The sequence below is a fragment of the Dehalococcoidia bacterium genome (assembly GCA_035310145.1).
In the GTDB taxonomy this organism is placed as follows: Bacteria; Chloroflexota; Dehalococcoidia; order CAUJGQ01; family CAUJGQ01; genus CALFMN01.
In genome coordinates this window covers 37,020-60,833 of record DATGEL010000042.1, presented here as the reverse complement: position 1 = coordinate 60,833, position 23,814 = coordinate 37,020, and the positions used below count along the sequence as shown (strand labels likewise).

Annotated in this window: 27 protein-coding genes; 12 read left to right on the top strand and 15 right to left on the bottom strand. The window is 70.5% G+C overall.

What is annotated here, in order from left to right; all coding sequences use genetic code 11:
* Window positions 1-136: 136 nt before the first annotated feature.
* The 5 genes from VKV26_08340 to VKV26_08320 all read right to left on the bottom strand — a co-directional run bounded on the left by VKV26_08340 (window position 137) and on the right by VKV26_08320 (window position 3,508).
* Window positions 137-301 carry a hypothetical protein gene (locus tag VKV26_08340; GenBank protein ID HLZ69902.1) on the bottom strand — a complete coding sequence of 55 codons (165 nt, stop codon included), beginning with the start codon at window positions 299-301 and terminating at the stop codon, window positions 137-139.
* A 78-nt stretch (window positions 302-379) separates the two neighbouring features.
* Window positions 380-769: a type II toxin-antitoxin system VapC family toxin gene (locus VKV26_08335; GenBank protein ID HLZ69901.1), complete on the bottom strand. Its 390-nt coding sequence runs from the start codon at window positions 767-769 to the stop codon at window positions 380-382.
* Complete coding sequence (locus VKV26_08330; GenBank protein HLZ69900.1) at window positions 766-1,053, bottom strand: hypothetical protein; 288 nt, start codon at window positions 1,051-1,053, stop codon at window positions 766-768. The genes VKV26_08335 and VKV26_08330 overlap by 4 nt, the downstream gene beginning before the upstream one ends.
* Window positions 1,054-1,139: 86 nt before the next feature.
* Entirely contained in the window at window positions 1,140-1,838 is a 699-nt protein-coding gene (locus VKV26_08325) for a response regulator transcription factor (protein HLZ69899.1), read from the bottom strand.
* Window positions 1,835-3,508 (bottom strand): ATP-binding protein, encoded by a 1,674-nt coding sequence (locus tag VKV26_08320; GenBank protein ID HLZ69898.1) that lies wholly within the window; start codon window positions 3,506-3,508, stop codon window positions 1,835-1,837. Before VKV26_08320 ends, VKV26_08325 begins: the two co-directional genes overlap by 4 nt.
* A 143-nt stretch (window positions 3,509-3,651) precedes the next feature.
* Here VKV26_08320 and VKV26_08315 point away from each other — a divergent pair, with 143 nt between their 5' ends.
* Complete coding sequence (locus tag VKV26_08315) at window positions 3,652-4,437, top strand: glucose 1-dehydrogenase (GenBank protein ID HLZ69897.1); 786 nt, start codon at window positions 3,652-3,654, stop codon at window positions 4,435-4,437.
* Window positions 4,438-4,513: 76 nt separating this feature from the next.
* Here the strand turns inward: VKV26_08315 and VKV26_08310 are convergent, their stop codons facing one another.
* From VKV26_08310 to VKV26_08290, 5 genes are all read right to left on the bottom strand, one after another.
* The gene (locus VKV26_08310; protein HLZ69896.1) at window positions 4,514-4,963 is read right to left on the bottom strand and encodes a type II toxin-antitoxin system HicB family antitoxin; all 450 of its coding nucleotides are present in this window, start codon (window positions 4,961-4,963) and stop codon (window positions 4,514-4,516) included.
* Between the two features lie 16 nt (window positions 4,964-4,979).
* Window positions 4,980-5,153, bottom strand: coding sequence for a type II toxin-antitoxin system HicA family toxin (locus VKV26_08305; GenBank protein HLZ69895.1), 174 nt, complete (start codon window positions 5,151-5,153; stop codon window positions 4,980-4,982).
* 583 nt (window positions 5,154-5,736) lie between these two features.
* On the bottom strand, window positions 5,737-6,618 hold the full coding sequence (locus VKV26_08300) for a phosphotransferase (GenBank protein ID HLZ69894.1): 882 nt from the start codon (window positions 6,616-6,618) through the stop codon (window positions 5,737-5,739).
* A 686-nt stretch (window positions 6,619-7,304) separates the two neighbouring features.
* The gene (locus VKV26_08295; protein HLZ69893.1) at window positions 7,305-7,604 is read right to left on the bottom strand and encodes a hypothetical protein; all 300 of its coding nucleotides are present in this window, start codon (window positions 7,602-7,604) and stop codon (window positions 7,305-7,307) included.
* Between the two features lie 72 nt (window positions 7,605-7,676).
* Entirely contained in the window at window positions 7,677-8,156 is a 480-nt protein-coding gene (locus VKV26_08290) for a hypothetical protein (protein ID HLZ69892.1), read from the bottom strand.
* 322 nt (window positions 8,157-8,478) lie between these two features.
* Between VKV26_08290 and VKV26_08285 the strand changes: the two genes are divergently transcribed.
* A complete protein-coding gene (locus VKV26_08285; protein HLZ69891.1) occupies window positions 8,479-9,168 on the top strand; it encodes a phosphoribosyltransferase in 690 nt (229 codons plus the stop codon).
* A gap of 19 nt (window positions 9,169-9,187) precedes the next feature.
* On the opposite strand, the gene VKV26_08280 is transcribed toward VKV26_08285, so the two are convergent.
* On the bottom strand, window positions 9,188-9,568 hold the full coding sequence (locus tag VKV26_08280; protein ID HLZ69890.1) for an OsmC family protein: 381 nt from the start codon (window positions 9,566-9,568) through the stop codon (window positions 9,188-9,190).
* Between the two features lie 558 nt (window positions 9,569-10,126).
* On the opposite strand from VKV26_08280, the gene VKV26_08275 reads away from it, so the two are divergent.
* The 4 genes from VKV26_08275 (at window position 10,127) to VKV26_08260 (ending at window position 13,115) form a co-directional block, all read left to right on the top strand.
* Window positions 10,127-10,780: a TIGR04282 family arsenosugar biosynthesis glycosyltransferase gene (locus VKV26_08275; protein HLZ69889.1), complete on the top strand. Its 654-nt coding sequence runs from the start codon at window positions 10,127-10,129 to the stop codon at window positions 10,778-10,780.
* Entirely contained in the window at window positions 10,777-12,060 is a 1,284-nt protein-coding gene (locus tag VKV26_08270) for a molybdopterin-dependent oxidoreductase (GenBank protein HLZ69888.1), read from the top strand. Before VKV26_08275 ends, VKV26_08270 begins: the two co-directional genes overlap by 4 nt.
* Window positions 12,044-12,304: a hypothetical protein gene (locus tag VKV26_08265; protein HLZ69887.1), complete on the top strand. Its 261-nt coding sequence runs from the start codon at window positions 12,044-12,046 to the stop codon at window positions 12,302-12,304. The genes VKV26_08270 and VKV26_08265 overlap by 17 nt, the downstream gene beginning before the upstream one ends.
* Window positions 12,305-12,584: 280 nt before the next feature.
* Entirely contained in the window at window positions 12,585-13,115 is a 531-nt protein-coding gene (locus VKV26_08260; protein HLZ69886.1) for a hypothetical protein, read from the top strand.
* A 20-nt stretch (window positions 13,116-13,135) separates the two neighbouring features.
* Here the strand turns inward: VKV26_08260 and VKV26_08255 are convergent, their stop codons facing one another.
* Window positions 13,136-14,410, bottom strand: a complete 1,275-nt coding sequence (locus VKV26_08255; protein ID HLZ69885.1) for a branched-chain amino acid ABC transporter substrate-binding protein — start codon at window positions 14,408-14,410, stop codon at window positions 13,136-13,138.
* Between the two features lie 238 nt (window positions 14,411-14,648).
* On the opposite strand from VKV26_08255, the gene VKV26_08250 reads away from it, so the two are divergent.
* Together VKV26_08250 and VKV26_08245 are read left to right on the top strand one after the other, a co-directional pair.
* Window positions 14,649-16,871: a tetratricopeptide repeat protein gene (locus tag VKV26_08250; protein ID HLZ69884.1), complete on the top strand. Its 2,223-nt coding sequence runs from the start codon at window positions 14,649-14,651 to the stop codon at window positions 16,869-16,871.
* Window positions 16,862-18,337 carry a hypothetical protein gene (locus VKV26_08245; GenBank protein ID HLZ69883.1) on the top strand — a complete coding sequence of 492 codons (1,476 nt, stop codon included), beginning with the start codon at window positions 16,862-16,864 and terminating at the stop codon, window positions 18,335-18,337. Before VKV26_08250 ends, VKV26_08245 begins: the two co-directional genes overlap by 10 nt.
* Before the next feature lie 24 nt (window positions 18,338-18,361).
* Here the strand turns inward: VKV26_08245 and VKV26_08240 are convergent, their stop codons facing one another.
* Both VKV26_08240 and VKV26_08235 read right to left on the bottom strand, forming a co-directional pair.
* Window positions 18,362-19,378: a lamin tail domain-containing protein gene (locus tag VKV26_08240; protein HLZ69882.1), complete on the bottom strand. Its 1,017-nt coding sequence runs from the start codon at window positions 19,376-19,378 to the stop codon at window positions 18,362-18,364.
* A 151-nt stretch (window positions 19,379-19,529) separates the two neighbouring features.
* On the bottom strand, window positions 19,530-19,877 hold the full coding sequence (locus VKV26_08235; protein HLZ69881.1) for a response regulator: 348 nt from the start codon (window positions 19,875-19,877) through the stop codon (window positions 19,530-19,532).
* A 232-nt stretch (window positions 19,878-20,109) separates the two neighbouring features.
* Between VKV26_08235 and VKV26_08230 the strand changes: the two genes are divergently transcribed.
* The 4 genes from VKV26_08230 to VKV26_08215 are packed head-to-tail and all read left to right on the top strand — an operon-like array spanning window position 20,110 to window position 22,785.
* Complete coding sequence (locus VKV26_08230; protein ID HLZ69880.1) at window positions 20,110-20,607, top strand: DinB family protein; 498 nt, start codon at window positions 20,110-20,112, stop codon at window positions 20,605-20,607.
* A gap of 41 nt (window positions 20,608-20,648) precedes the next feature.
* Entirely contained in the window at window positions 20,649-20,792 is a 144-nt protein-coding gene (locus VKV26_08225; GenBank protein ID HLZ69879.1) for a hypothetical protein, read from the top strand.
* Window positions 20,792-21,934, top strand: a complete 1,143-nt coding sequence (locus VKV26_08220) for a P-loop NTPase (GenBank protein ID HLZ69878.1) — start codon at window positions 20,792-20,794, stop codon at window positions 21,932-21,934. The genes VKV26_08225 and VKV26_08220 overlap by 1 nt, the downstream gene beginning before the upstream one ends.
* Window positions 21,931-22,785, top strand: coding sequence for a class I SAM-dependent methyltransferase (locus tag VKV26_08215; GenBank protein ID HLZ69877.1), 855 nt, complete (start codon window positions 21,931-21,933; stop codon window positions 22,783-22,785). The genes VKV26_08220 and VKV26_08215 overlap by 4 nt, the downstream gene beginning before the upstream one ends.
* Window positions 22,786-22,821: 36 nt before the next feature.
* Here the strand turns inward: VKV26_08215 and VKV26_08210 are convergent, their stop codons facing one another.
* Complete coding sequence (locus VKV26_08210; protein ID HLZ69876.1) at window positions 22,822-23,718, bottom strand: nitrilase-related carbon-nitrogen hydrolase; 897 nt, start codon at window positions 23,716-23,718, stop codon at window positions 22,822-22,824.
* Window positions 23,719-23,814 lie beyond the last annotated feature (96 nt).

Below are 23,814 nucleotides of genomic sequence, written 5' to 3'. Positions count from 1 at the left end.
AGAAGCTGCAAAGGTTTGCTGGAGCGTAGGATTCACCGTCAATGACTGCACCGCAGCGCCGAGGCGCATCAAGAAGCTGCAAACGTTTGGTGGCGCGGGTAACGGCGCTCGGCGACGGACCATGCGGGCGGCGATCTCAGTCGGCGGTTCGCCCCATGAGACGCTGGACAGCTGTGCCTTCGGGGCCGTCCTCGAGCCGCCGCCGGATGCGCTCGGCGCAGGCTTCCGGGCTGAGGAGCGAGGTGTCGACTTCGAGATCGTAGATGCCGGGCCGGTGGGCTTCGCCCTGCCAGAGGCGCACCGGTGCGGGAACAGGATCGTCTGCCGTGCCGGCGAGGCAGGCGCCTTCCCGTCCCTGTTGGCCGGCGATGCGGGCACCCTACCGCCGCCAGGAGACAACCTGCAGATCGGTCTGAGGAAAGTCCTTGACGTTGCCGGTCACGAGCACCGCGTCGAACTCGCGCGCGACGGCCGCGATCGGCGCATCAGTGCTCGAAAGGCGGATACCGCGGCGAGCGAACGCACATCGATCGGCAGCGGCGTGCTGCGCGGCTTCGAGCGAGATCGGCCAGAATTGCAAACGTTGCAGCAGCCCTTCCCAGACAAGCCGATCGGCGGACAGAAGGCCAGCTTCAAATTCGCACACGATCACCGGGCAGACACCGAGCTCATCGCCGGCCGAGATGGCCCGGCGGAGCCGCTGCGGCGCGGCCCCTGCTCCTTTTGCGAGGTCGATGATGGTTGTCGTATCCAGCAGGTAGCGCTTCACTCCGGCCCCCGCTTCTCCCGCCAGCGCTGGTCATCGAGGGCGTGCGAGGCACCGACCCAGGCACTCGTCTCCTTCGGCGTGTTCCAACCGGGCGTGTCAACGTCTTTCGGCGTGTCAACGTCTTTCAATGAGCCGGCAAACGCATCGGCGGCTTCGAGCAGGTTCAGCCGCCGCAGCCACTCGGTCATCACCTCAGCGATGAGCTCGCTGCGCTGCTGGGCGCCGGCGCGTGCGTCGATCTGATCGACGAGATCCTTCGGCAACACGACATGCGTGCGCACCATCTCGGCGTTCGCGTTTGCGGCTATGACGCCGTCTCCCTGCGGGACAAGGCTGGGATGCTTGTGGGACCAGCCAGAGAGACCTCGCGCTACCCCGTCTCCTGCGTCTGAAAGCGGTAGCCGACGCCCGGCTCGGTGAGGAGGTAGCGCGGGCGCGACGGGTCCGGCTCGATCTTGCGGCGCAGTTGCGGCACGTACACGCGCAGGTACTGGCTCTCGCCGGCGTACTCGGGACCCCAGACGGCGCGCAGGATCATGCCGTGCGTGAGGGCGCGGTCGGCGTTCTGCACCAGGAACTTGAGCAGGTCGTACTCCGTTGGCGTCAGGTGGATCTCCTCGTCGTCGCGCCAGACGCGCCGCTGCGCGAAGTCGACGCGCAGGGCGCCGGTGCCGAACACGGCGTCTGCACGGCCGACGCCGCCCACGGCATGGCGCAGCGCCACGCGGATGCGCGCCAGCAACTCTTCCATGCCGAACGGCTTGGTCAGGTAGTCATCCGCGCCCAGATCGAGCGCCGCGACCTTGTCGCGCTCTTCCCCCCGCGCCGAGAGCACAATGATCGGCACCGCGCTGCGTTCGCGCACGCGGCGGCAGACCTCCAGCCCGCTCGTACCCGGCATCACCACGTCGAGCACGATCACGTCCGGCAGCCGCCGATCGAGCGCGGCCAGCGCCTCTTCGCCGCTGGCCGCCGCCGTCACGTCGTAGCCCCGCTCGCCCAGCGCCGTGCGTAGCAGGCGGAGCACCCGAGGCTCGTCGTCGACCACCAGCACACGGGCGCCGCTCATGGCCCCGGCTCCTCAGGCCGCGGAGCCAGCGATCGGAAGTCGGAAGCCCGGTCCTCGGCCACCGCTGTTGCCGTGCGAGGAGGCGTTTGATCGCCGCTTGAGGCGGCCTCGGTGGGTTGATCGTTCGGGCCGGTCTTGGCCCAGGCGAAGACGGTAAACGGATCGCCGATCGCGGTGCGGGGCAGACAGAACGTCAGCGCTGCGCCGCTCGGCGCTTCTTCCACGAAGATCCGGCCGCCGTGCGCGGCGACGATGCCGCGGCAGATCGCCAGTCCCAGGCCGCTGCCGCCCCCTCCAGCTTCCTTCGCGCCGCGGTAGAACGGCGCGAAGACGCGCTCACGCTCGGCCGGCGGGATGCCCGACCCCTGATCGCATACCGTCACGCGCACCTCGGTCGGGCAGGCCGCCACGGCGACACTCACCGGCGAGGTGGGCGGCGAATGTTTCAGCGCATTCTCCAGCAGGTTCGAAACGACGCGATCGATCAGCACGTAGTCGAAGCGCAGGAAGGGCAGCGGCCGGTCGATCTGCACCGCGATCGTGCGCCCCGGCTCGGTTCGCTCGGCACTGAACGCGGCCGCGCGCAGCAACTCCTCCAGGTCGTTCCAGTCGAGGTCGAGTCGCAATGTCCCTGCTTCGATGCGTGAGAGATCGAGCAGGTTCGTCACCAGCCGGGTGAGCCGGTCGGCCTCCGTCTCGATCGCCCCCAGAAACTCGGCGCGCGCCGCCGCGCTCCACTTCACGTCGCCCGCGCGCAGGTTGGCCGCGGCAGTCTTGATCGCGGTGAGCGGTGTGCGCAGATCGTGGGAGACTGAGGAGAGCAGGGCCGAACGCAGGCGGTCGGTCTCTTGCAGCAACACCGCCTGCTCAGCGGCCTGGGCGAGCGCGGCGCGGTGCAGGGCGGCCGCTGCCTCATCGGCAAAGGACTCCAGCAGCGACTCCTGTGCCTCCGAGAGCGGGTGCTCACCGAGCTGCAGGCGAAGTACGCCGATCGCCTCTCCCTCCACACCCAGAGGCAGCAGCAGCACACCAGGTAATCGTTCGATACGATGCGCCTGGCCACGTGCGGCCGGCGCAGCGGTCAGTCGCACCGCCGCGCCCCGCTCGGCTGGATCGAGGGCCGCGACGCCGGTGCCCGCATGCGCCACGCACTGCAGCGCGGTGGCGTACTCGAAGAGCGTGCATGCCGCCACCGCGAACTCGCGCACCACCAGGTCGCAGATCGTCGCCGGAATGGCCTCCAGCGGCCGGTCGCGCGTGGTGCGATTGAGCGCCAGCAGAACGCGCGTGTCATGTGCCCGGTGCCGTGCCTCAAGCGCGGCCTGCCGGCGCTGGGCCAGCAACGCGGCCGTGATCGCGGCCACAACCAGGAACAGCGCCAGCGCCAGCACATGCGCCGGCTGCTGCACCGTGAAGCGGTAGAGCGGCGGCACGAAGAAGAAGTTGAAGGCGAGATTACTGAGTACGGCGGTGTAGAGCCCGGCCACCCAGCCCCAGGCCGCCGCGGCCGCCACGGAAACCAACAAGAGCGCCAACGCGACGTTGATCAGTCCGAGGTCAAGCCGCAACGGCAGCAGCGCCGCGACCACGAGGGCGAGCGCCAGCGTGCTGGCCGCGCACTGCCACAGCCAGCGCCACCACCGCCCGCCGCGGCGACGCCCGATCGTCATGCACATAGCGTACCGCGTGGAGCCGTTTCCCGAGCGTGCTATCCATGCCGGCGACCCGTCGCTGCCGGCACGGACCGGCCCGGCGCGGACGCGCGAGCGATCACCCCTGTCGCCCTGCCGGTAGACGCGGTACGCTGCGCAACATGGGAACGTTAGACGGCAAAGTCGCGGTGATCACGGGCGGAGCGTCGGGCATCGGCGCGGCGACGGTGCGGCGCTTCGTGCAGGAGGGGGCGCGGGTCGTCTTCGGCGATCTGCAGGAAGAGAAGGGCGCGGCGCTCGCCGCCGCGCTAGGAAGCAGTTGCCGTTTCCTGCGCACGGACGTGACGCAGTCCGAAGATGTGCGGGCGCTTGTGCACACGGCGGTCGTGGCGTTCGGCAAGCTCGACGCGATCTACAACAACGCCGGCATCGGCGGCGGCGAGGGGCCGATCACCGACTGCGCCGAGGAGCAGTTCGACCGCATCATCGCCGTCGACCTGAAGGCGGTCTGGCTGGGCATGAAGCACGCCCTGCCGTACCTGATTCAGAACGGCGGCGGCGCAATCGTGTGCACGGCCTCCGTCTCCGGCCTGATGGGCATGCCCGGCCAGGGCGCCTACGGCGCGGCCAAAGGCGGCGTGATCCAGCTCACGCGCGTTTGCGCGATCGAGAACGCGCAGCACTTCGTGCGGGCCAACTGCATCTGCCCCGGCGGCACGTTGACGCCGATCATCTACGCCAACCCCTTCCGCGCGCACGAACTGGACCCGGAGGTGGTGCGCGGGCAACTCGCGCGGACGCAGCCGATCCCGCGCGCCGGCCTGCCGGAGGACATCGCCGCCGCGGCGCTTTGGCTGGTGAGCGACGATTCGAGCTTCGTCACCGGCCAGGCGATCGTGGTGGACGGCGGCTGGACCGCCTCGGCGCGACCCCAGGCGCGGACGTAACGCGGCGCTGCTGCGCGACTCGATCCGGCTCGTTCGTAGCTACGTGAGTCGATCGATCGGGCGTGAGCTGTCTCGCTCAGGCGCTGCGCCTGCGACGCTGCGGGCGCGCCGCCGCCCAGCGCTCGAGCTCCTGGCGGTAGACGCGGCGCGCACGGCGATGGCCGGCGCCGTTCTCCGTTGGGGTCTCAACCCATGCCAATTCGCCATCACGCATTGCAGCAGTGATTGCGGTCGAGCCGACGCCCGCCAGACTGGCAGCCTCAGCGACCGAGAGCGTGGCCTTCGCCATCGCTGCAGCCTGCCGCAGCTCTGGATTCAGGTGCGCGTATTCCTGCAACTCGTCACGATGCGTCTCGTCGAGATGATAACTGAGCGCTTCGGCCATGTTCTTCAGGGTCTCGTCGCGATCGCGGCCGGTGGTCACGCAACCCGGGATACTTGGGGCGAATGCGCTCCAATTCGTCTCGCCCTCCTCGAGAATCACCGGGACTTGCACCGACACGGTGGCAGCATGTACGCGGTACATCCGCTCCTCTCTCCTCTCAAAGTTCGGCCTGCCGCCTGATCGCGTTCCCTGTGCCGGTCTCCAAATCGTCGTTGGGATGTCCTGGAACGATCACCATCCCTGGACGGTCTGGATGCCGAAACTTGCGATGGCTTCCTTTGCCCTGACCGTGAACCTGACGCCAGCCACCGGCCTCCAGCAGCTTGATCACACCGCGAACCTTCACCAGCCCTCCAGAGCCGCGGCGCCGAACCGCGAATGGGCTCCGCGGCGCCTCGCCCGGCGCGTCTGGCAAACTGGCAGTGCCGCAGCGTACGCCAGCAGGATCGCCATCGGCTGCGCGGCCCGCGGCAAGGCCGCTCGAAGTCTAGCGCGATCCTCGCCTGCCCGACAGAATCGCCGCGGAATCTCGTCGACCGGCGTGCATGCGGCCGCGTAGCGCAAGCAGGTCCGGCAGCAGGTCGAGCCCGTCCTTAGCGGCCTTGAGCGGATACCTCGCCAGGTGATGGTGGGTCTTCCGCGTTTTTGGCGATGGCGGTCCCGGATGGGCGCGATGCCCCGAGCCGACGCCGCTCCGTGACGTGTTCGGGGTGCGCTGCACGCCGCAGTCGGGCGCACACCGACCGCCAGTGGGAGCCGCCAAGGCCAGTTCACCAAAATGGAGGAAGACCCGTGATGGTATCCACCGGCGGGCACTTCGCCTGACCGATGACCGCCTGTAGTGAGCGGGGCGGGTGGCCTCCATCCCAGCTTCCGGCCGCCGAGTCGGCTGGCGACATAGCGGTTTGGCCGCCCTAGACATCCAGTCCGTAGCGATCGCGTGCTGCCCGAAGCTGGTTGAGCCCCTCGCTTGCCCAGTAGCGCCCGTTGGGGAGCTGGTCGTCTCGTTGCCAGCGCCACGTCGTGATCATCGCCCATATGAGGATGCGGCACTGGTCAAGTACGCCTTGGTCAGCCCCCGGATAGTGCTCGCAAACTTCTTCGGTAGCCAACATGCGCCCGTCTTCGCTCGGGAGGAGGCCATGGGCGATGTCGAACTCGACTGGCCCACGACAGCACGTCTCGAAGTCCACGATAAGCAGCCCTTGTCGTGTCCGAAGCAAGTTGCCCAAATGCGGTTCTCCGTGCAATAGCTGTTCGCCGGTGCCGCGTCCGATGATTCCGGTACTCAGGCGACGCAGGGTGTTGCCGAGGAGTTCCCGGTCGGCGCCAAGAAGCCCTGGGGTCTGCTCTCGGTCAGCGACCAGCCTCTCTGCTTCGGCGACTCGGTCGGTGAAATGCGGTGCGCTCACTTCGATCTGGCGCAGGCCGGCATGGAGCCAGCCGAGTGCCTGCGCGTACTCGGCCGGTGCGATGTCTGAGGACGCCGCCGGCTCGTAGTAGGTCCACAGCGTGATAGCGAAGCCGTCACGCACATAGACACGCGGCGCCACCCGAGGCTCAAGCTCAGCCACCGGGCTACCGGTTTCGGCGAGACGGCGAGCTACCTCGACTTCGAGGTCGTCGGCGGTCTGATGCGAGAGCGGCGCGACCCGAGCGAGAACGTTGCAAGGGATCAGGCGCACGGCGATGCGGTTCGAGTTGTGCACAACGACCGCACCCTCGACTTGAAGGCCCAAGGCGGAAGCCGCCGACCTCCCGGCTGTAACCGCGCGCTGGACTTCTGATGGTTCCATCGCCATCCTCCGGTCCTGCCAGCACGTACAGCCAGCGCTGACCAGCTTTGCGAGCACGGGGCGTAGCCGGTAGGGTGCTGCGACTAGCTAAGCCGCGGCTGGAGCAAGTCACGCGAGCCTGGATAGGCGGCATGATTGACATCGTCACCGACTACGACGCGCTGGCGCTGCTCCCAGCGTGACCCTAGCCTCGCCGGAGCTGGAAGGCCCGTTGAAACGCCGGCTACCGCATTTGGCAGCTCAGGGGCCTATCGGTCAACCGAACCACCCGCCGGTGGATACCATCACGGCTCTTCCGCGGTTTTGGTGACGAGGGGTCGGAAGTGGGAGCGATGGCCCTGCCATCGGCAAGTGCGCCGCTCAATGGGTAGCTTCGGCGAGCCAGCCCGACCGGATTGAGACGCTCGGGTGGGAGTCGGGGCATTGGCTTCACCAAATGTGAGGGTGAGCCAGGATGATTTTGCGAGGTGTCTTGAGCGCTTCGATCTTGTTCCTGCGGCTCTGAATGCATGCGCTCCTGCGGAGGCGGTTCAGCGGGAGCCTCCGCGGCCGCGAGTTCCGGCCAATGCCGACGGGATGACGGCGGGAGGACGATGTAGTCGCGCCCGTCCTCCAGCGGGTTGCGCTTGAGTTGCGGCCGGTTGGGCGAAGGTTCCGCCCGGCACCGTTCGCCGGCTCGTGCCACCTCAGCCGCCACGGGCGCGAGCGGCTTCGCCTACATCGCCGGGCCGCGTCGCACGTGGGTCGAAGGCGCCGTCCAGGGGTGCGAGCGCATCCAGCGTGGCGGCGAACCGAATCCTGCCGAGGCCGCGACGGATGGCAGCCTCGTCGGGCGCATCGGTGAGGCACCACAGCAGACCGCCGCTCAGGCTGTAGAAGCAGCGCTGGACGTGCACGTCGCCGCGGCTCAGCCGGCGCATCGTGTAGACGATGTCCTCCTCCGGCAGATCATGCGGAATCGTGTACCGCTCCAGGTACAGGGCCATCGTGCGCCTCCTCGCGGCCGCGACCGGGCGAATGCCGCGCAGCTCGACCGTGCTGGGAGCCGGCTTGGCTGATCAGGCCGGGCGCGAAGAGCCGCCGTGCACGCTGCCTCCCCGCACGGCGCCGCGGCCGCCAAGACCCGTATTCGCCGTACCGCCCTCGGCGGTCCAGCAGAAGGCCGATGCCGCCAGCGGCAGCGCGGCCGAGGTCACCGTGTGCGGTGACGAGCGACTCTCCAGGGCGTTGCCGCCGGGGTGCTTGTCGTCCGCCGCGGCGTAAGCAACGTTGCGCGCCGGCAGGCCGGACTCGACGTGCGGCCGCAGCTTATCAAAGAAGCCCTGCACCGCCGGCTCATCGAAGAAGCGCCGCATCGTGGCCTGGAAGTCCTGCTTGCCGCTTTCCAGCACCAGCAGAAAGTAGCCGCTGCCCAGGAACGACTCCACGCCGTCGATGCCGGCGCCCTGGAGCACATCGGCTGGTATGCTCGTCTGCGCCTCGCGCAGCGCCCCCTCACTACCGTCCCGGATCTGCATCACCCACGCGATTCGGTTCATCGCGATGCTCCTGTCTGTGCTTGAAGAGCACGGCGCGTCCGTGTGGCGACGAAACGCGTATCGCCCGTTCAAGGCGCAACTGTCTCGTCTCGAGCGTACCGTGGGCGGGCCTCGGCACCATGTACCCGCGCATGTAGTTGCCGCGCCGGACATAGGTAGCGTGGCCGCACCCCGTCCATGCGTCTGCCGGCCGGCCGCGCCCGCGACCACGGGCGAAGGCCGTATGCACAGGCGGCGGTGAGCGGCGCACACTGGAGAGGCGAGCGCACTCCGCCATCACGCGCCGACACTGCCTGCGCTTGATCGGATCGAGGAGATGGCGATGATGCGACGAATGCTGTTTGGTCCGCGGCCCTTCCACGATCGGGCGGACGCCGGCCGCCGGCTCGCGCAACTGCTGCAGGCGTACCGAGGGCCGGATGCGATCGTGCTGGCCTTGCCCCGCGGCGGTGTCGAGGTCGGCTATGAGGTGGCGCGCCTGCTCGGCGCTCCGCTCGACGTGATCGTGGCACGCAAGCTGGGGGCGCCCGCGCAGCGCGAGCTGGGCATCGGGGCGATCGCGCCCGGCGGTGTGCGCGTGCTCGATCGCGACACGATCGCGCTGCTCGGCATCCCGCCGGCCCAGATCGATGCCGTCGTCGCCGAGGAGACCGCGGAGATGGAGCGGCGCGAGCGAGCCTTTCGCGGCGGACTGCCGGCGCCCGATCTCGCCGGATGCAGCGTCATCCTCGTGGACGATGGCCTCGCCACGGGCGTGACCGCGCGTGCTGCGATACGCGCCATCCGCGCGGCGCGGCCGCGGCGCATTGTGCTGGCCGTGCCGGTCTGCCCGCCGGAGACGGCCGCCGCCCTGCGCTCTGAGGTCGATGAACTGGTGTGTGTTGAATCTCCCGCCGACTTCCTGGCCGTGGGCCGCTGGTACGAGAACTTCGATCAGACCAGCGACGAGGAGGTGATCGAGCTGCTGGCGCGTGCGCGGCGCGAAACACCGCCGCGGCCGCACGTGGACTGAGCCGTGGCCGGTGCTGCGCTCAGCTCCACACGGCGCTGATCGCCGGACTGTGCTGCAGCGTTTGCAGCACGACGCAGTACTGCTCGGTCTTCTCGCGCAGCGCCGCCAGTTGCTCGGCGGTCGCCTCCGGCGCATCGATGGCGAAGCTCAGGGCGATGCGATCGAAGCCGACCGGCGCATCCTTCGCCAGGCCGAGCGTACCGCGCAGATCGAGCTCGCCCTCGACGGCGACGGTGATCGAGCGGATGGGCACGGCCATGGCCGTGGCCACCATCTGGCAGGTGACCTGGGCGCAGGCCGCCAGCGCCCCCAGCAGCAGGTCGCCGGAGCGGGCGGCAGTGCCGGGGCCGCCCACGCCGCTGTGCGCCTCGGCCTGGTAGATGGCGCGTCCGAGCTCCACCGATCAGGCCATCGGCGTCTTCGGCTGGCTGCCCTCGGCGCGCAGCGTGATGCGGGCGCTGGCCGGGTCGGCGCGGTAGCGTTCTTTGAGCGGGCGTTGCAGGGTACGCAGATCCATACGGTAGCTCCTTGTACGACGTGTACCACGTGTACGACGTACGGCGCGTTGCGAAACGGCGCTGCTCCGCAGTAACGCCGTGGACAGGCCGCCCCTTGTCCGCGGCCTCACGCGGCGGGGCGTGTGCGTCGCCGCGCTCCTGGCCCTGCCTCGCCGCCAGGGCGTCTGCACCGGCTCTGCCCTCAGCCGCTGGCTCGGGAGTACATCGCTGCTCACCGTTCGGAGCATGGCCATTCCCGCGACGCCGCCTCAGGCTGATGCATAGCCCGGCGGATGCGCGTGTGAGGCCGCTCACGAGCCGTGACGGCCGCGACAGTCGCGGCGGCAGCGCTCCGCCATCCTCTAAGAGCCACCCCGACGCGAGGCGCGGCGGCCCACGCTGCCGCCCTCACGGCAGGGCATCCACACCCGCCGGAAGAGACGGCATGGATACATGGATACATGGATACATTGATCGTGTTCGCCCGGGCGCCGCGGCCCGGCATGGCGAAGACCCGGCTTGTCCGTGACCTGGGGCAAGCGGAGGCGCACCGCCTGTATGCCGCGTTGTTCGCCGACACGCTCTTGCTGGCCGGCCGTGTGCCGGCGCGCCGCCTGCTCTCGCTTGACGGTTCGGCCGCGGGCCTGGCGCTGCCGCCGCGCTGGCAACTGGTGCAGCAGCCGGAGTTGAGCTTCGGCGAGCGCCTGGAGTGGTCGTTTGCCCGGGCCTTCGCCCGCGGCGCCGATCGCTGCGTGCTGATCGGCGCCGACGCGCCGCACGTGCGGCCGGAATGGGTGCGCGGGGCGTTCGCCGCACTGCGCACGCACGACGTGGCGATCGGCCCGACGCACGACGGCGGCTACTATCTGCTCGGCCTGCGCCAGCCGTCGCCCTGGATCTTCGAAGACGTGAACTGGAGCACGCCCTCGGTGCTCGCGGAGACGCTGCGGCTGGTGCGCGAGCATGGCAATCGCTGCCACCTGCTGCCCGAGGAGTTCGACGTGGACACCGGCGAGGAAGCGCAGCGACTCTGCACTCTGCTGCGGCGGGAACCGGAGCGCGCGCCGGCAACGGCTCGTACCCTGAACGAAGTGCTGTGGAGTCTGATCGCATGAACGCCGTGAAGCCGCTGCCCGCCGCAGCGGCGCAAACCCCGCCGCGCGCGGTGTACTCGGAGAACCAGCTGCTGACGGCGCAGCTCGGCGCGATCCTGGCCGTGCTGCTCACCCTGCAGTTCCTTTCCGGCGCCCTCTTCTATCTGTACGTCTTCTACTACGACGCGCCGCCGTGGTTCACCTTCACCCGCTTCCTCCACTTCTACGTGGGCATCGCCATCATTCCCTTCGTGTTGGCGAAGTACGGCACGACGACGGTCCGTGCCGCCGGTTACTACCTGCGCATCCCGCGCTTCAAGCGGCTCGGCGCCCCGCCGCTGCTGGCGCGCATCACCTCGCCGCTGTTGGCGCTCGACTTCCTGCTGATCGGCATCAGCGGGCTGTACATGCTGCTGCACCTCTACTACGCGCACACCAACATCCCGCCGTTCGAGTGGAAGCCCGTGCAGACGCACGCGCTTGCCGCGTTCCTCGCCGTGCCGCTGCTTGGGCTGCATCTCGGCAGCCACCTGTTCGAGTCGGCGCGCGCCGTGAAGGCGCGGCGCGACAGTCTGCTGCAAACCAATGCCGGCAAGCAGGCCGTGTACACGCGGCGCGGTTTCCTTGCCGCCGTCTCGCTGAGCGGCGTCGGTCTGGCGCTGGCGACGCAGAACGGGCCGCTCGCGCACGGCCAGGTCGGACCGTTCTTCATCGCCCGCGGGCCGAAGGGCGCGAGCAAGGCGCAGTCCTTCCCGATTGAGACACTGTTCGGCGACAAGGCGATCGACCCGGCGGCCTTCCGCCTGCAGATCGACGGCGCGGTGGTGCGGCCCGGCAGCTTCACACTGGCGGACCTGGCAACGCTGCCCGTATACGAGCAACGCATCCGCACGAGCTGCGTCTCCGGCTGGAGCTCGGTCAACGTCTGGCGTGGCTATTTGGTGCGCGACGTGCTGGGGCTTGCCGGCGGCACGGCGGGCGCAAAACAGCTCAGCTTCCGCAGCGCCACCAACTACCGCGTGCCCTGGCCTACGCACCGACTGCTGGGCGCCAACGCCCTGCTCGCCACGCACGTGAACGGCGAAGCGCTGATCCGGGAGCACGGGGCGCCGTTGCGACTGATCGCCCCCGGCTATCCCGGCGAGAACATGGTGAAGCAGGTGGTGCAGATCACGGCCGATCCCGCGCCCGACCGCTTCGCGCCGGATCTCGACCCGCGCACCGAGGCGATCGGCGGCTGCGGGCGCTTTGCCGGCGTCGCGCCGCGGACGGAGGAGCACCGCAATGGCGAGCCCGCGTAGCGCCGCCGCGCCGGCGCGCCGCGCCGTGGACTGGCTGCCGCTCGGCATCTACGCCGGACTGGCCGCGGCCAGCCTCGTGCTGCTCTGGCTGCTCGTCGCCTTGCTGCGGAGCGACGGCGCCACCTGGCGGCTGCTCTTGCCCTGGCTGCTCTTCCTCCTGCCCGTGCTCAGCATCGGCGCGGCCACGGGCTGGCTCGCCGGGCTGGCGCTGCGGGCGGGTTTGGCAGGCTGGCGACGCCGCTGATCGTGCCGATCGACGCATGCGTCGAGGCGTACGCGTCCGAATGGTCGGCGCTTGCCCGTCAATGGTCTCGATCGCGTTCGCGAGCGATATCCGCTGCACGACGGCATGACCGGCACGCTCACCGTCACGCGGTAACAGGCGGGTTGCGTGACGGTTCCCACCGCAGCGCGGCCTTGCTCGCCTGCTACGATAGGGGCGCCGCGCACATCTGCGGCGCCCTTCTGCGATTCGTTGCTTCCGTGGTACGGATCGAAGCACCGAAGGGCAGGGGAGGGCCGCGTTGGCCTGGAGCGATGTGACGATTCCGCGCCGGCCTTCGGGCGGTGTGGGTATGCCCGCGCACTGCGTCTACTGCTACGGCGCGGTGGCGCAGGATCTGACGCTGCGCGCCCGCCGCGTGCAGAGCGCCAGCAAGGGCACGCTGACGCGCACGCTGACGGAGGAGCACCTGGCCGTCGCCGTGCCGTACTGCGCCGCAGACGCGGCACGCAGCGCGAAGCTGCGCGGCGAGATCCGGCGGCTGGGCATCGGCGCCGCGTTTCTCGCCGGACTGATCGGCCTCGTCGTGCTGCTGGTCGCACTGGATGCGCCGCTGGGCGTGCGCATTTTCTTCGGGCTGATCGCCGGCGCGCTGCTGGGGTTGCTGGCGCTGCTTGGCGTGGGCGCGTTCGTACGCCGGCTGCCGCGCTACCGCGACTGGGGCGCCGGCCTGCTCGGCGCGGACCTCGCGGCCGGGGCGGAGGCGCTCACCTTCCGCTTCACCAACCCCACCTTCGCCGCCGCCTTCAGGACGCGCAACGGCCTGCGCTGAGCCTGCGGACCTATCGTGTCCTACGGCTGGGGCGCCAGCTCCTTGTACTGGAACTTGCCGTTGGTCAGGTCGTTCACGCTGATCGCCGTCAGCGTCGTGTCGCAGTGGCCGTCGAAGCTCCAGGCGCCGAGAATGCCCTGCACGTTCTTGGCCTGGCGGATCGCCGCGAGCACGGCGGCGCGATCGGCCTTGCCCGTGTGCGCGTCGACCCCGCCGGCCTTCGCGATCGCGTCCAGCACCACGTTCATCGCCTCGTAGGCGTAGTGCGTGTACTGGCCGGTGTCGCCGTACTGCGCCTTGAACTTGGCGTACCAGGCGGCGCCGGCGCCGGTGAGCTTCTCCGCGGGCAGGCCGGGCAGCGTGGCGAAGACCTGGCCCGCCTGCACGCCACCGGCCGAGGCCTCGTCCACGAACTCCGACTGATCGATGCCGTCCGGCCCCATGAACACGCCGCGGAAGCCGAGCTTGCGCAGATCGTTGAGCAGCTCACCCGGATGGTTCTCCGTGGCGCCGCCGAAGTAGACCAGGTCCGGCTTCGCCGCCACGACCTTCTGCGCCTCGCTGTTGCGCGCCTGGCTGAACTGCGCCCCCGTGCGTGTCTCGATTCCCTCCGGCCCGGCCAGCACGTTCAGGCCGATCTCTTTCGCCTTCGCCGCGAAGATCGTGGCGATGCCGTGGCCGTACAGCTCGGTGTCGTCCAGCACGTAGACGCTCTTCGCGCCCAGCTTCTGCTGCGCGTAGAGGGCGCCGGCCGCGCCCTGCAGATCGTCCGAGGGCAGCACCCTGCAAAAGTTCTGGCTGTCGGGACCGAGCGGGTAGTAGATGTACGGCTCGCTGGCGAGGGCGCCGCTGCTCTTGGTCAGGCCCGGATAGGTGTTCGCCGGACTGACCATCGCCAGTTGCACGCGGTCGAGAATGGGGATCGAAACCTTGGCCGCGCCCGAGTTGACCGTGCCGATGTAGGCGACGGCCAGCGGATCGGCGGCCGCGCGGCGGGCGTTCTTCGTCTCCTGGCCCGCGTCCCACTTGCCTTTCGCTTTTGTCGAGTCGTCCAGCGAGATGTACTTGATGCGGAAGCGCCCTGCCTTGCCGCCGTGCTCGGAAAGCGCCATCTGGATCGCGTCGACGATCGTCTTGTTCTCTTTGGCGCCGGAGCCTTGCAGCGGCACGCTGGAGTAGACGTGCAGCTCGTCCGTCGGCGTGCCGCCGCAGGAGAGCGCCAGCAGCGCCACGCCGAGCAGCGCCAGCCGCCCGAGCGCCGCGATTCCCGTCCGCTGCCGGCCGCTGCTCCGCATCTGCACCACCGCCGCCGCGTCTGCCTGTATGCCTGTATGATAGATGAAAGATTCGCCGCACCGTGCAGTATAGCGGACGGCGCGCCGAACCCCCGCCGCGGCGTGGGCCGTGCCGCCCTCGCGCGGTGATGGGAACGCCGCAAAAGCCCCTTCCCGCTTCGGGAAGGGACAGACTGAGCAGCGTTCAGGGTTGGGTGCCCGGCGAGGGCGCCGGCGGTAGGACAGAGGGAGGATCGACGTGGCGACCGGAGCGGCGATGCGCGTCTGCCCGGCGTGCGGCAAGGAGACGCCGGCCGCCGATCCCTTCTGCATAGAGTGCGGCGCCGAGGCGACGGCGCCGCCCGCCCAGCACACCGCGCCCGTGATCGTGCACGGCGCGCCGCCAACACATGCGCCCGCGCACCACACTGCGCATCCGGCTCAGAGCCCCCCGGCCTTGAGCACCAACGCCAACAGCAGCACCATGCCCGTCTTTCGTGGCAGCGGCGGCGCCCCGGCCACGGGTCACACAGCGCAGACCGCGCCCACGCAACCGGCAGCAGCTCCGGCAGCGTCCGGCGGCTCGGCCTGTCCGAAGTGCGGCAAGCCCGTGCGCGAGGGGGCGCGTTTCTGCCCGTCCTGCGGCGCGGCGCTCTCCGCCGGCGTGCTGCACATCGGCCAGACGCTGGCCGGGCGTTACAAGATCACCGGCATCATCGGCGGCGGGGGCATGGGCGCCGTCTACCGCGCCGTTGACGTCAACCTGCCCACGCGCCAGGAGCCGGAGGGCCGCAGTTGCGCGGTCAAGGCGATCCTCAAGACCGACGACCCGGAGCTGCTGGCGGCCGCCGCGCTCGAGCGCGAGATGCTGATCCGGCTCGACCACCAGAACATCGTGCGCATCTACGACATCGTCACGCAGGAGAACGTGCCCTTCATCGTCATGGCGCTGGTTCAGGGCGTGGGCTGGAAGAAGCTGATCGAGAACGCCGGCGGCACGCTCGCGCCGCAGGAGGCCGTGCGGCTGATCCTCGGCATCATGCCCGCCTTCCGCTACCTGCACCACCGCACGCCGCCCGTCGTCTATCGCGACTTCAAGCCCGGCAACGCGATCCAGGTCACGGAAGACGACGGCACGCTGCGCGAGGTGCTGATCGACCTCGGCACCGCGATCGAGTACACGCCCGGCCAGCCGGTGCAGGCCTGGGGCACGATCGGCTACGCGCCGCCGGAGATCCGCGGCGTCTGCGAACAGACGCCCGGCATGGACGTCTACACGATCGTCAGCACGCTGGCCGAGCTGGCGGGGCTCGATGTCGAAGCCTGGCAGGGCGGCGGCGTGCCGCCCGCGGAGCAGTGGCCGCTGCCGCCGGAGCTCTACGACCTGATCGCCCGCGGCCGCAGCAAGTCGCCGGCCGAGCGTTTCGGCAGCATCGACGAGTTGCAGGAGCAGCTTGAGGGCGTCGCCCGCTTCATCCAGGGCGCTGCCGGCGGCAGCGCCGCCGAGATGATGACCGCGCTGCCCGTGCAGAGCCGCCTGTTCACCGGCAGCATCGGCCACCGCACCACGGGACGCATCAACGCCCTGCCCGCCGCCGACAGCACCGATCCCGCCGCCGCGGCGCTTGACTCCGCCCGCGCCCTGATGACCGCCGGCCGCTACACCCAGGCGCTGGCCGCGGCCGATGCGGCGGTCAAGGCCAGCCCCGCCAGCATCGACGCGCGCCTCGTGCGGGCCGCGGCGCTCACCAACCTCGGCCGCGACGACGAGGCGAAGGCCGAGTTGCAAACCGCCGATCAGCACGCCACGCCGGCCACGCGCTGGCGGGCGATCGTGGTCGAGGCGCAGGTGGCGCAGGCCGCCGGCGACGCCGCCACCGCCGAGAGCGACTACAAGGAGCTGATGCGGCTGGTGCCCGGCGAGATCCTGCCCAAGCAGGCGCTGGCCGATCTCTACCACGACCAGCAGCGCTACCAGGATGCCTTGCCGCTGTACCAGCGCGTGGTGCAGGCCGACCCGGCCAACGCCGAGGCGATCCTGGGCATGGCCGACACGCTGGTCGCGCTCAACCAGCCGCAGGCGGCGATCGACGCGCTCGACCGCGTGAGTGAGAACGCCGTGCGCTTCGTGGACGCGCAACTGCGGCTGATCGAGCTCTATCTCTCGCGCGTGGAGCAGCAGCCGGAGGAGTTGAACCGCGCGGCGGCGGCGATGCTGGCGCTCGGTGGGCGCGTGCAGAGCGGCCACTTCTATCAACTGCTGGGCGACTGGTGGTTCGCCGCCTGGCGGCTGGCGCGCGCCCGGGCGCTGCCCGCGATCGACCGCTGGCCCGACGGCGGCACGCACGACGCGAACGATCGCCGCGGCATGGCCGAGCGCTGCCGCGAGGCCTACCGCCGCTACCTGCGCCAGGAGCCGGAGGCCACCGACGCCGACGCCGTGCTCGAGCGCATCTACTTCGGGGTGGACGAATGGCTGTGAGCCAATCCGGCCGGCTGCGCGGCCGTGCCCGCGCCCAGTCGGCAGCCGCCGCGCGGCCGGCCCGCGGCCGGGTGCACACCTGGCGCGAGCTGCTGCTCGTCGCCCTCGTCGCCGGCTGCCTCGTCGCCGTGATCGCTGCGGCCGTGGTGTTGGCGGCGAACATCGTGATGAACGACCGCTACAGCGCGATCGTAAACCAGGGCGCGAAGAGCGTGGACGCCGCGCAGAGCGCCCGCGCCGACATCCTCGACAGCGCCGGCGCCTCGGCCGACGCGCTGGCGACGACGCAGCCGAACGCCCGCGCCCAGGCGCGGCAGAACGCCGCCAACAGCTACGCCGCCTTCAAAGAGCAGCTGCGTCTCTCCTGGCAGAACCGCAGCGACCAGACCTACGGCGAGTACGCCGCCTTCAACGCCGCCGACGCCGCCAGCACGGACTACGCCGCCGCGATCGGCGCCATGAACGCGGCGATCGACGGCAACCGCCTCGACGACGCGCGCGCCGCCTTCAGCTCGGCCTACAGCGTGCTCAACACGCGGCTGCTGCCGGCGCTCACCAACGGCCTGCAGCAGGACAAGGTCGATTTCATGGAGTCGCGCTACGCCTCCACCAGCAGCACGCTGCGCAACTGGGCGATCGCCTCCGGCACGGTGAGCGTGCTGCTGCTGATCGTGGCGCTGGGCGGCTACGTGCTGACGCGCTCCATGCACCACCTGCTCACCTGGGAGCTGGCGCTGGCGATCCTGCTGGCGCTGGGCGTCGGCCTCTGGGTGGTGGTACAACTGCGGCGCGGCGACACGCAGGCGAAGGTGCTGGTGCGCGAGGCGTACGACAGCGTGGCTGGCGCCCGCGACGAGCAGGCGCTGGTCAGCCAGCAAAACGCGCTGGAGAGCATCGCCATCTTCGACGCCGCCGATCCGGCGAAGATCCAGCAACACTTCGCCGAGATCGCGGATCTCGACTTGCAGGCGCAGCAGAACCTCTGCGGCAAGCTCGGCTGCGTGAACACGCCGTTCACCGCCGGCGGCGGCGATGCGGTGCAGGCGGCGGTGGTGACGAACGCGCTGGATGGGCAAGATCGCTTCGGCCTGCCACGGGCGCCGCTGGTGGCCAACGTGCATTTCGGCGAACAGGCGAAGAGCCTGGAGCTGGCGCGCAACGCCTATCTCGCCTTTCTCAAGGCGGACGGTGATTTGAGGGCCGCGCTGCAGAAGAATCCGGCCGACACGGCGTCGGCGGCCACGGTCAACGCGGGCGCCGGTCAAACGGCCTTCAGCAACACGATCAACGCGCTCTCGGCCGCGGCGCAGTCGGCCCGCGGCGCCTACGACGGCATCTGGCACTCGGTGCGCGACGCCGCCCGCATCGGCGAGGGCTTGGCCGCGGCCGAGCTGGTGGTGGCGCTGCTGATCGGCATCGGCCTCTGGCGGCGGCGGCAGGAGCTGTTCGTCGGCAACGTGCACTGACGCGGGCGCGGTGCACCGCGACGATTAATAGCCGAGCAGATCCACCAGGTTGCCGGCGGCGTCCCAGAGGCCGGCGTCGCCGTGGTCACCCCAGAAGGGGAACAGGGCGAAGCTGCTGTCGCCGCAGGTGGCCTCGGCCGGATGGCCGACGTAGATGCGGCAGCTGTCGCCGGGATTGAGCGTCAGGCCGGCGGGGAAGTAGTACATCAGCCCGGCGATGGTGCCGCTGTCGCCCTGCAGCGCCCAGCCGCTCAAGTCCTGCGCCGCGCCGCCCAGGTTGCCGATCTCGACGTACTGATAGCGGCCGTCGCCGCCGCCGCTCGTGTCGCTGCCGCGCAGCCAGATCGCCGTGAGCCGGATCAGCGGCGTGCCGGCGTAGATCGCGCCGGCGGCCGCGTCATCGTCCGGCTGTGCCAGCACGAAGCCATCGGTGAGCGCCAGGCTGGGCGGCTCCAGCGGCGGCGCGGGCACCGGCGGCTGTCCCGGCCGCACGGCCGCAACCGGCGCGAGCGCGGGGGCGGCCGCGGCGGCCGTTGGGGCGGGCCGCGCCGGGGCAGGCGCCGCGCCCGCCGGCGCGCCCGACGGCTGCGGGCTGGGCGAGGGCGTGGGCGCGGCTTCGGGGCAGAGCACGACCGTCTGCCCCGCGGCCCGCGCCGCCTTGCCCTCCACGATCGAATAGAGCACGTACTGGTGCTGCCGGCCGCAGACGCGCGGAAAGACGCGGGCGATCGTCGTTCCCGCCGGGCCAATGAAGCCGTCGAACAGCAGTACTATGCCGTCTTCCAGCAAGCGTGCCTGCACGCTGTCGCCGGCGCTGAGGCTGAGATCGATCTCGATCCCCTGGCTGCCGTCGGCGGCCTGCACCGCCTGCTGGGTCGCCTGCAGGCTCAGGCTGGGGCCGGCGCCGCTCGTCGGTGTCGGCGCCGTCTGGGCGCGGCCCGGCCGCGGCCCCGCCGCCAGCGCCAGCAACGCGGCGGCCAACAGCCAGCCGGCCAGGGCAATGGCCCGCCGCGCGCTCCGTCCGCCGAGCCTGTCCCGCACGCCTTCCTCCGCCACTCCCGCGCGATCTGCGCCGCGCACCGCTGATCAAGAGGACGAACGAGCGGGGCGGAACGTTGCGGCGCACTGCCCATCCTCACGGCGGGCCGCGCGCAGCGGCAAGCGCACGCGTGAGCAGCAACCGCGCGGTGCCTCAGACGGTGGTGTACCGTTCGACCTTGTCCAAGAGATCGGTGAGCTCAAAGGGCTTGGGCAGGCTGTCGCGCGCGCCGAGCTGGGCGCAATAGCGCGAGGCCTCCGCCCCCGCCGTCATCACGATGATCGGCAGATCGCCGAACTCGACGCGGGCGTTCCGGGCGAAGGTCACGCCGTCCATGATCGGCATGTTGATGTCGAGCAGGACAAGGTCCGGGCGGTGCTCGCGCACCCGTTGCAGGGCGTCGCGGCCGTTCGGCGCCGTGACGACCGCCAGCCCCTCGCTCTCCAACGCCAGGCGAATCACGCGGGCGATGTCCGGGTCGTCATCGACGACGAGGATCACGAGCGCCTCCGGGACTCAGAGGTGCGCCGCCGTCCGACCCATTGCCCGCCGCGACGACGGCCCTTCAAGACCATAGCACAGGGTTTCCGGGCGACCGGTGCCAGGCGGTAACAAGTTCGTGGCAAGCCGTGTGTAATCTGTGGCAGGGTTCGTGAGCCGTTGGACGGAGTACGCGGCGCATCACGGTGTATGCTGAGGCAACCCCGGCGAAACCGGCGCGGGAGGAACGGCAATGGCAAGCGAGACTCGGCGCCTGATCCGCGAACTGCAGCAGGCGATGAACGCGACGCTGGATCGCCTGTACGACCTGGCTGAGAGCGATCTCGACGCCGCCTGCTCGCACCCCTGCGGCAAGGGGCCGGGCGGCACGACCTCGATCTGGCATCTGCTGGCGAACGACATCGACCACGAGAAGCTGCACGCCGCCGGCATTCTCAACGCCCGCCACGACCTGCGCCTGATGCAAACCGGGCCGCAGCGCATGCTGGCCGAGTGGCTGAAGGAGCGCGCCGCGCTGATCGGCGCCCTGATCGGCCTGGAAGACGATCAGCTCGACCTGCGCCGGCGCGAGGGCGAGTGGAGCTTCCGCGAGATGGTGGAACACACGATCTTCTGGGAGCAGGACTCGGTCGCGGCCGGCCTCAACGACATCGCCGGCGGGGCGCCCTGGCAGACCGACCCGGCGCTGCGCTACGGCGGGCCCGTGCCGATGGAGAAGGCGGCCCCATAGGTCGCGGCGGGCGGCCCGCGACCACGCCTGGAGGCAGGCCGTTGGCGTACCAGCAGATTTTGTTTGAACGGCGCCGGCGCGTGGCGCTGATCACGCTGAACCGGCCGGAGCGGCTGAACGCCTGGACCGAGCAGATGGAGAACGAGCTGGTCGCGGCCCGCTATCTACCGGCGGGCGTCGCCTGATGGCGGACGCAGCGCCGGACATGCGGGCGGTCCGCGGCGCGTTGCTTACCGCCGGCGCGGACGGTTCGCCGCCGGTGCTGGCTGAGGGCGAGCTGGCCGAGGTGCTCTGCGCCGATGGCTGGGTCGTCGTCACGCTCGGCGGCGAGGCCGCGGCCGGGGCCACGGGCGGCGGGGCGGCGCCGCGCATTGTCGAACGCGTCGCAGCCGGCGAAGGCGGAGCGGTCGAGCGCGATCCGCTGATGCGGGTGTTCAGGCGGCTGCGCCCCGCGTTTCCCGACGCGGCGATCGAGGTGCGCGCCGGCAGCCGCGTCTACCGCGGCGGCGCAGGCTTCGGCGAGCGCAAGCATGTGCTGGCCGTGCTGGGCGGCAAGGGCGGCGTCGGCAAATCCACCGTCGCGGTGAACCTGGCCCTCACGCTGACGGCGATGGGGCTCGCTGTCGGGCTGATCGACGGCGATCTCAACGCGCCGGACGTGCCGCACATGCTCGGCGCCAGCCTGACGGAGCGGCCGCGCCGGATGCGCACGTTCGCGATCTCGGCCACCGCACCCTCGGCCTGGCGCCGGCCGCTGATCCGCTACGGCGTCGAGCTCGTCTCCGTGCGCTTCGAGGTGCCGGAGCGCCTGCCGCCGGTGATCTCCAGCCGCATGCTGGTCTCGGCGCTGCTGCGCGGCTTCATCTTCCAGACTGCCTGGGCCGCGGACGTGCTGCTGATTGACGCGCCGCCCGGCACGGGCGAGGAGCTGCAGGTGATGGCGGGCGAGCTGCCGCTCTCCGGCGCGATCTTCGTCACCACGCCGCAGGACCTGGCGCAGATGGACGCCGAGCGCACGCTGACGCTGCTGCGCGAGCGCGGCGTGCCGGTGCTGGGCATGGTGCAGAACATGGCATCGCTCACCTGCCCGCACTGCTCTGAAGCGATTGACATGTACCGCCTTTCGCCGCGGCTCCTGCAGGCCGGGGTGCCGGTGCTGGGCCGCGTTCCCTTCGACGTGCAGCTTTCGGTCACGGCAGACGAGGGCCGCCCGCTGGTGCTGGGCGATCCGCGCGGACCGATCGCGCGCGAGTTCGCACGGATCGGCGGCGCCGTGCGCCGCTGGCTCGCCGAGCGCGACCGCGCAGAGTCAGAGGAGCCGGCATGATCAAGGAATCCGAGCCGGTCTCGGCGATCGCCTGTTACGAAGCGATGATCGATGCCGTGACCGCGCAGCGCGAGCGGCTGCACGGCGGCCCGTGGCCGCGCGACCGCTGGAGCGGCGCCAACGCCCGCCGCTTCCGCCTCGACCCGCGGCGCGAGCCGTCGCCCAACCTCGCGGCCGTGGCAGCCTATGTCGAACGTGATGACGTGGTGTTGGACGTGGGTGGCGGCGCCGGGCGCGTCGGCCTGCCGCTGGCGATGCGCTGCCGCGAGCTGATCAACCTCGATCCCTCCGCGGCGATGCAGGCCGAGTTTGCCGAGTGCGCCGCCAAGGCGGATATCGGCAACGTGCACCAGGTGCGGGCGGATTGGCAGTCGCTGGGCGACCTGCGCGGCGACGTGGTGCTGGTGGCGAACCTCACCTACTTCGTGCGCGAGATCGACGCCTTCATCCGCACGCTTGAGCGGGCCGCGCGGCGCCGCGTGCTGATCACGCTCTGGAGCGTGGCGCCGTCGGTCGAGAACGCGCCGCTGTTCGCGCTGGTCTACGGCGAGCCGCAGCAGCCGGTGCCCTCGTACCGCGAGCTGCTGCCAGCGATCTGGGAGCTGGGCATTCTGCCCGACGTGCGCGTGCTGCCCGAGCGGGGGCACAACGCCGCGCGGCCGCGCACACGCGAAGAGGCCGTGCAGCGGGCGCTTGTCGCCCTGCGCGACGAGGAGAACGCGACGGCCCGGGCGCGCATCGAGGCGCGCTTCGACGCGCTGTTCACGCACGACGGCGGCGGCTACTTCCCGCGCTGGTTGCCGGAGGTGCGCGAGCTGCTGATTACCTGGGAGACGCGGTCGCACGGCTGAGTTCCGCCCGCCGCTGCCCGGATACTCTCCGGCCGGCTACACCGCTGCCCGCACGCGGGTGAGAATGCCGTACTGCTCGGGACGGCGGTTCTGCGCCAGGTTCAGCCGCTCGCGGATCGCGCGCCCGCGCTCACGGTCGATCTTCGCCATCACCAGCTCGTCGCCGTCGCCGCGCGCCCTGGCGATGATCTCGCCGTTTGGGGCGATGATGCAGCTGCCGCCGAGGTAGCGGATGCCCGCTTCTTCGCCCCCCTTGCCGGCGGCGATGACGTAGACGCCGTTTGCGGCCGCCCCGGCGCGCATCGGCAGCTCGTGCCGTTCCTGGCCCAACTCCAGCGCCCTGTCGCCCGTGAACTCGCTGCCCAGATCCGTGTTGTAGCCGATGCCGATCAGCTCGGCCCCGGCCAGGCCGCAGCAACGGTAGGACTCGGGAAAGCGCAGGTCATAGCAGATCAGCATGCCCAGCTTGCCCACCGGCGAATCGTAGAGCGGGTAGCCGAGATCGCCCGGTGCGAAGTAGCGCTTCTCGTAGCAGGCGTCTCTGCCGTCCGGTGCCGGATCCACCCGCCCCGGAATGTGGTTCTTGCGATAGCGCCCGGCCCCCTTGCCGTGGGCGTCGATCAGCACCGCGCTCATGAAGCGGGCATCGCCGTCCTGCTCGGCGAAGGGCAGCATCACCGCGATCCGCCGCTGCGCCGCCGCTTCGAAGATCGCCCACGTCTCCGGCGAGGGCAGCTCCTGCTCGAACCAGCGGCTTACGTCGTCGTGGATGGCCGCCGGAAAGTAGGGAGTGAGCGCCAGCTCGGGAAAGACGACCAGCTCTGCGCCGGCGCCGGCAGCGGCGGTGATCAGGCTCACGATGCGCGCCACGGTTGCGGCGCGAGAGGGCGAGGCGGGCCCGAGCTGCGCGGCGGCGGCGAGGTGCTCTGTCACGATCACGTTCCTGCGGACCCGGCTTCAACGCCCGCGTCGCGGCTGCAATGCCTGCGTGCCGCCGGGGCAGCGAGCCGGCGTTGCAGCCATCCCAAA